Source organism: Streptomyces sp. MBT65 (assembly GCF_016612545.1).
Taxonomy (GTDB): Bacteria; Actinomycetota; Actinomycetes; order Streptomycetales; family Streptomycetaceae; genus Streptomyces.
Window position 1 is genome coordinate 1 of record NZ_JAENRY010000403.1, and the last position, 6,598, is coordinate 6,598.

The window sequence follows — 6,598 nt, forward strand, 5'->3', positions numbered from 1 at the left end:
CCACCGCAACCGTCCCATCGGCCGGCCGGAGAGTGGGCGCCCGGTCGGCCGATGGGACGGTTGCGGTGGATGCTCTGGGTCGGCGGTGACCGTGTGTGGCGGCGCTGAGCCGGTGCCTGTGTTCGGCGGCGCAGAGCCCGTGCCCGTGTACGGCGGCGACGGGTTGGTGCCCTGGATCGGGCGCGGGTCGGGGTCAACGGAGTCAGGGCGGTTGTCGTCGGCGGAGGGCGGAGTCTGGTGGTGCATGGGCGGCTTCTTCTGCGCTCTGTGCGCCTCAGACGTGTTCGGCGCCGGATGGACGGTTCCGGGAGGACAGGGGCTGTCCGGCGACACGACCCGTTCAGGCGTTCCGCCACTCAGGTGAACGGAGCCGGGCTCCTCCTGGTCACGCCCGCGGCCTGGGAAGCCGACCGAATGGCGGCGCGGCGGCAGGGTTGGACAACTGGCGCCCATCCCCCGGCTCCGGTGGCCTCCGACCCGGCGCTCGGTCCCCCGGTCACACGCACCCGTTTCTCGCGCCGGGTGCCCCTCAGCGAGTCCGGCGCAGGCCCGCGCGCTGGGGACACCGACCGCTCGTCGAGTCGCCGCCCGCATCCGGAAGATCCGGTGCAACCAGGCTCTGAGGGTGCCGAGCCGACCACTGGACCGGTGAGGTTGCCTGCCGCTCCCCCAGCCCTTGATCACCCGTCCCCCTCGATTCCGGTGCTCCCCGGCTGCGGCGCCTCCGAGCAGGTGTCGTGGCGCTGCGAACCGCCCTTCCCGGAGGTGCGCGAACGTGTGCTGCCGGGGCGTGCGGTGCCCTGTGCCGGTGTGCGCGGACGGGATCCGTCCGTTCCGGACCGGCGGCCGTCCGCGCCCGAGAGTCGGGGACGGCCCTCGACTCCCTCGGCGGTGCGTGTACGTCGCCGACGACGGGAGGCCGCGGGCGAGGCCTCCAGGGCCGGAGCGTCGCCGGGATCGCTCGCGCCCTGCCGTAGGGACCCGTCGGCGGACTCCACGCCGCCCACCGCCCCTGCAGCGCGCGTCGCGTCTGCAACTACCGCCGCCCTTGCGGCTGCCGGTGCTCCTCCAACTCGCGTCGCTTCTCCGGCTCCAACCATCTCTCCGGCTCCCGCCGCCCTTCCGGCGCCCGTCATTTCTGCGACTCCCGCCGCAGCGCCCCGGGCGCCCGTCGTCCCTCCAGCTCCAGCTCCCGCGCCCCCTGCAACACCCGCTGCCTCGCCGACTCCCGCCACTTCGCCAACTCCCACCACTCCCGCACGCCCCACCCGTTCCGCCCGCAGGCAGCGCCGGATCGACTCCGGGTCCAAGCCCTCGTTGCAGGCCTGGTGCAGGAGGCGGGCGAACAGGTAGTCGGGATCCGCGCCCAGGGCCATGGCCAGGGCCTCCCTGGCCTCAAGGTCGTCGCCGGTGGACCAGGCAACCCAGCCTGCGAGCGTGAGAGGAGCCGCCGCGTGTTCCCGGTACGGTCCGACGCAGCGGCGGGCCAGTGCGCGCCAGAGACGCAGGGCCGGTACCGCGTCGTCGCCCTCCATCCATTCGGCGGCGCGATCGCGGGTCGTACGGTCCTGGAGTCCGAGGATCAGCGTGGCGGCTTCGTCGTGGGCAAGCAGCGCGTCGTCGCGGTAGTCCGAGTGGAGTGCACCGGACACGAGCGGTGACGCGGCGAATCGCCTCATGATCCGCTGGGCGAGGTCCAGAGTCTCCTGCGCCACGTCCACCCGGCCGACCTCGTCGAGAATCCTCGGAACGATTGCCATGCCGGCGGCATCCAGAGCGACTTCCTGCTGAAGCGCGGCTGCCGTCTCCCAGGGCAGCAACCTGGTGCGCAACTCCCTCAGTGTGCCGCGCACTTGGAGTCCCGCGTAGGTCGCCGCCGCAGCGAGTACGGAGGTGCCCGGCAGACCCATCGGGGATCCGTCGACCGGGCAGCATCCCTCGATCGGGCAGCAGTACGACCAGAAGCGGCCGTCCGAGATGCAGAGCGCCTCGATCACGGTCACGTCGAGTCGGCCGCACTCGGTGCGCAGCTTCTGCACGAGCGGGCGCAGGCGTTCCATGACCTGGCGTCCCGACTCTCCCGGCGCCGGTTCCTGACAGACGTAGGCGATCATCTGCTCGGGCCGGGTTCCCCTGCGCTCGCTGCCGGTCACGAGGCCGTGGGCCAACTGCCGTGCCACGGAGGCCCAGTCGTCCGGGCCGGCGGGAATGCCGAGCCGGGCCCTGCCGCCGAACCGGCCCCGGCCGCCCCGATCGTGCAGGGCGACAAGGACGATGCTGTCCTCGGGGCGGTACCCGAGCAGATAGGGCAGGGCGTCGGCGAGTTCGGCGGGGGTGCGCAGGGTGACCTGGTGCTCGGCGCCGTGTCGCTCGTACGCGGTGGGTTCGATGTCGCCGTTTTCGGAGGATCCGGTCGTTTCGCTGTGATTCGTCATGCGTCGACGATCTCGCGGATCACGAAGTTCCGCTTGGGCCTGTGGATAAGTCCGGTCAGGGACACGCCACATGGGGTTCGGTATGCCCAAGTCGGCCCGCGCTACCGGGACATCGGGACCGTACTCAGCGCTGGCTCCACCACCCGACAGCGATCGCGCCATCACCCGACGAGGAGCAGCCGCCGAGCCGCGTCAGTCGCCGCCGGAACTCGCCCCGCCCCCAGCCGGAATCACCGCGCCCGCATGCCGAATCACCTCGTTCGCAGGGCAGCGACGACGGTCCCGAAAAGGAAATCTCAGCCCGCCGCCGCAAGCACCAGCGGAAGAACCTGTTCGCTGCCTGCCCGGCGGAGCAGACGGGCGGCGACTGCCAGAGTCCAGCCGGAGTCGGTGTAGTCGTCCACGAGCAGGACGGGTCCAGGAGAGGCGGCAAGGGCGTCGGCCAGTTCCCCCGAGACCGCGAAGGCGTCGGACAGGGCCCTGAGGCGTTGGGCGGAGTTGCTGCGGCGTGCCGCGTGCGTGCCGTCCGGTCCGGTGTACGTCAGCGTGCCCAGAAGAGGGAGGCGGCCGATGGTCGCGATGCCCTGGGCGAGGGAACCGACCAGTTGCGGGCGGGCCAGGGACGGTACGGCCACGACCCCCACAGGTCGGGCGGAGGGATCCGTGACGTTCGGTGCCCAACCGCCCGGAGAGCGCGCCCAGTCGGCGAGGACCGCCACCGCGGCCTTCAGGACGTCGTCGGGGACGGGACCGTCGGGCGCGTTGTCGGCCAGCAGCGGGCGCAGCCGGTTGCCCCAGCCGATGTCGGAGAGCCGGCCCAGGGCGCGTCCTGTGGAGCACTGGTCCTTGGCCGGGATGCGGCCCTTGAGGTCGACACCCAGCGCTGCCATCCCGGTCGGCCACATCCGGCGCGGCTCCATCTCCACGCCCGGGCGGTCCAGTTCCTTCGTCGCCCCGGTCAGGGTGTCCGCCGAGACCGAGGAATCGATCCAGGCGCCGGCGCAGTTGTCGCAGCGGCCGCATGGCACCGCGCCTTCGTCGTCCAGTTGTCGGCGCAGGAACTCCATCCGGCACTCGGACGTGCTCACGTAGTCGCGCATCGCCTGTTGCTCGGCCGCGCGCTGCTTGGCCACCCATGTGTACCGCTCGGCGTCGTACACCCACTCCGCGCCCGTGGCCGCCCAGCCGCCCTTCACACGCCTGACCGCCCCGTCGACGTCCAGGACCTTCAGCATCGTCTCCAGTCGGCCGCGCCGTAGGTCGACCGCCGTCTCCAGGGCGGGCACGGACAGCGGCCGCCCCGCGTCGGCGAGGGCGGCGAGGGTCTGCCGGACCTGTGTCTCGGGCGGGAACGCCGTATCGGCGAAGTAGCGCCAGATGGCCTCGTCCTCGCGACCCGGCAGAAGCAGCACATCGGCGTGGGCCACACCGCGCCCCGCACGACCCACCTGCTGGTAGTAGGCGATCGGCGAGGAGGGTGAGCCGAGGTGGACCACGAAGCCCAGGTCGGGCTTGTCGTAGCCCATGCCCAGTGCCGATGTGGCGACCAGCGCCTTGACCCGGTTCTCCTGGAGGTCGATCTCGGCCTGCAACCGGTCGGCGTTCTCCGTCTTCCCGGTGTACGAGGCCACCTTGAAGCCGCGTTGCCGCAGGAAGGCGGTGGCTTCCTCGGCGGCGGCCACGGTGAGCGTGTAGATGATCCCCGAGCCGGGCAGTTCGTCCAGGTGCTCGGCGAGCCACGCCAAACGGTGCGCTGCGTCCGGCAGTTGGACCACTCCCAGCCGCAGGCTCTCCCGCTCCAGCGGACCGCGCAGCACCAGGGCCTCGCCGGCGCCCGTGCCCAACTGCTCGGCCACGTCGGCGGTCACGCGCGCGTTGGCGGTCGCGGTGGTGGCCAGCACCGGTACACCGGCGGGCAGTGCGGCCAGCATCGCCCGCAGCCGCCGGTAGTCGGGGCGGAAGTCGTGTCCCCAGTCGGAGATGCAGTGCGCCTCGTCGACCACCAGGAGGCCGGTCGTGGCGGCGAGCTTGGGCAGCACCTGGTCGCGGAAGTCCACGGAATTCAGCCGTTCGGGACTCACCAGGAGCACGTCGGTCTCGCCCCGCTCGACCTCTCCGTAGATGTCGTTCCACTCCTCCGGGTTGGCCGAGTTGATGGTGTGCGCCCGGATTCCGGCCCGTGCCGCCGACTCGACCTGGTTGCGCATCAGCGCCAGCAGCGGCGAGATGATCACCGTAGGTCCGGAGCCACGTCGGCGCAGCAGGGCGGTGGCGACGAAGTACACCGCCGACTTGCCCCAGCCGGTGCGCTGCACCACCAGGGCGCGCCGGCGCTCCTCCACGAGAGCGGCCACCGCCTGCCACTGGTCCTCACGCAGCCGCGCCGTGCCGCTCGGGTCACCGACGAGCTCGGCGAGGATGGCGTCGGCTTCGGCACGCAGCTCCTGGTTGCTCATGTCCCCATGCAACAGCACGCCACTGACAACGGCCCAATCCCCCGCCGTGGCTCAGCGCGCGGGCCCCGTGCCCGCACCCGGGCCGACCGGCGCCCTATGGACCTCGCGCACATCAATGGCGTACGAAAGTGTTGTGCTCGAACGTCCCAGGCGTCGCCGGGTGACGCAGAGGGTAGGGATATAAGCCACAGACCGGCAGATAAGGGTCTGTGGCCCCATTTGCTCGTTGCCGCATCCAAGTTCGACAGGAAGAATTGGAGTCCGCTCCCCGCACGGCTCGTCCGTGATCCGGTAGGGCTCTGCTGCGGTGTGCGCTCCCCCCAATCCGACCTCGCCCGTAGTGTGGGCGCGTAGCCGAAGGGAGGACCGTGACCTTCGGATTCGCTCCGTCCTCCGCGGCATCCACGTCGACGTCTGCCGACCTGTCCGCCGCTTCCGCCAACCCCCTGGCTCGTCTGCTCGAACCCTCCGAATGGGCCGCCGCCGGAATCCCGTTGCTGCGCAATCCGCGCGAGGTCGTCAGCGGGCTGCACTCCCGGCATCGTCCGAGACCGGCGACCGCGATCGTCGCCGTCCTCGATCCGGACGAGCGGCTGCTCGCGAGCGCCTCGTTCGTCCGGCGGTCCGCCCCGGCCGACGGCTGGATGTTCCGCAACGCGCTGCTCGCGCAGCTCCGTCGTGTCATCCCGCACGATCTGCGCCGCCGCACTCCGGTGCGCACGGCCGTGCTGCTCTACTGCCGTGAGGGCGACGGGCGTTGGACGGAGGAGGACGGCGCGTGGATGTGGGGGCTGCGGGACGCCTGCACCCTGCACGGGCTGCGCTGCGGGGCCTACATCACGCTGACGCGTGACGGCTGGCAGGTGCTCGGCGAGGGGCGCGGCGGCCGACGGCCCAGCGCGGACTCCACGCCGGAACCTTTCGCCATGTCCGAGGTACCGCCCCTGCTGCCCCGCACCGGCGGCGCCGCCTCGGAGGTCATGCGCCGCGCCGCGGCCCGCTGAAACCCGGTCCGGGCGCCGAGCCCGGACCGCGCGTCGGCACCACGGGGATTCCGTACGGCGCCCAGCAGACCTGGGTGGAGTCTCCGGCGTGCCCGGTCACGGTGTGGCGCGCACGGACGAAAAGTACGCGCGCGGACAGCACATTTCACGGACCGCACCAGAAATCCGCGCACGCTGAACGGCTCACCGTGCACAGACCACCGCGACGGCGTTCATCCGACCGCCGTCGCCCGCCGAAAGCCTTCCGGGAATTCCCGGAAGGCTCAGACGCCCGCGCCCAGCACCGAGTTGATCTGCTGCGGGTCGCCGCAGACGATCAGGAGGGTGCCGGCCCGGCCGAGGGCCAGGGGCAGGGCGGTGGTGGCAACGGCGGCTGCGCCTCCGTTGACGGCGACCACGACGACGGGACGGGACGCCGCCCGGCCCGCGACGGCGGCGTCCGCGTAGAAGACGTCGTCGCGCGCGTCGTGCTGAGCCCAGTAGGAGGCTTCGCCGAAGGACAGTTCGTGGGCGGCCCACGGGTGCGGTTCGCCGGTGGTGATCACCAGCACGTCACCGGGGGCACGACCCGACTCCAGGAGCAGGTCGACGGCTTCCTCCGCAGCGTCCAGCGCGCCCTCGGCCGAGGCCGGGATCAGCTGGATCTGCGGAGTCGCCACAGCGGTGTCGGAGGAGGCGGGAACAGCCGGACCCGCGGGTCCGG

4 protein-coding genes are annotated in these 6,598 nt (G+C 71.9%); 1 reads left to right on the forward strand and 3 read right to left on the reverse strand.

All coding sequences use genetic code 11. From position 1 onward, the window contains the following. Window positions 1-680: 680 nt before the first annotated feature. Both JHN63_RS46330 and JHN63_RS46335 read right to left on the reverse strand, forming a co-directional pair. Window positions 681-2,435, reverse strand: coding sequence for a DUF4192 domain-containing protein (locus tag JHN63_RS46330; RefSeq protein ID WP_200691149.1), 1,755 nt, complete (start codon window positions 2,433-2,435; stop codon window positions 681-683). Window positions 2,436-2,731: 296 nt separating this feature from the next. Beyond that, the gene (locus JHN63_RS46335; RefSeq protein WP_200691150.1) at window positions 2,732-4,891 is read right to left on the reverse strand and encodes a RecQ family ATP-dependent DNA helicase; all 2,160 of its coding nucleotides are present in this window, start codon (window positions 4,889-4,891) and stop codon (window positions 2,732-2,734) included. 368 nt (window positions 4,892-5,259) lie between these two features. Here JHN63_RS46335 and JHN63_RS46340 point away from each other — a divergent pair, with 368 nt between their 5' ends. Next, window positions 5,260-5,895, forward strand: a complete 636-nt coding sequence (locus tag JHN63_RS46340) for a hypothetical protein (RefSeq protein WP_200691151.1) — start codon at window positions 5,260-5,262, stop codon at window positions 5,893-5,895. 263 nt (window positions 5,896-6,158) lie between these two features. Here JHN63_RS46340 and JHN63_RS46345 read toward each other — a convergent pair. Continuing rightward, the coding region (locus tag JHN63_RS46345; protein ID WP_200691152.1) for a hypothetical protein at window positions 6,159-6,598 on the reverse strand (440 nt) is incomplete at its 5' end.

Coding starts and splice junctions, on each gene's coding strand:
- JHN63_RS46330 (WP_200691149.1), bottom strand. CDS start 2,435: ATGACGAATCACAGCGAAACGACCGGATCCTCCGAAAACGGCGACATC.
- JHN63_RS46335 (WP_200691150.1), bottom strand. CDS start 4,891: ATGAGCAACCAGGAGCTGCGTGCCGAAGCCGACGCCATCCTCGCCGAG.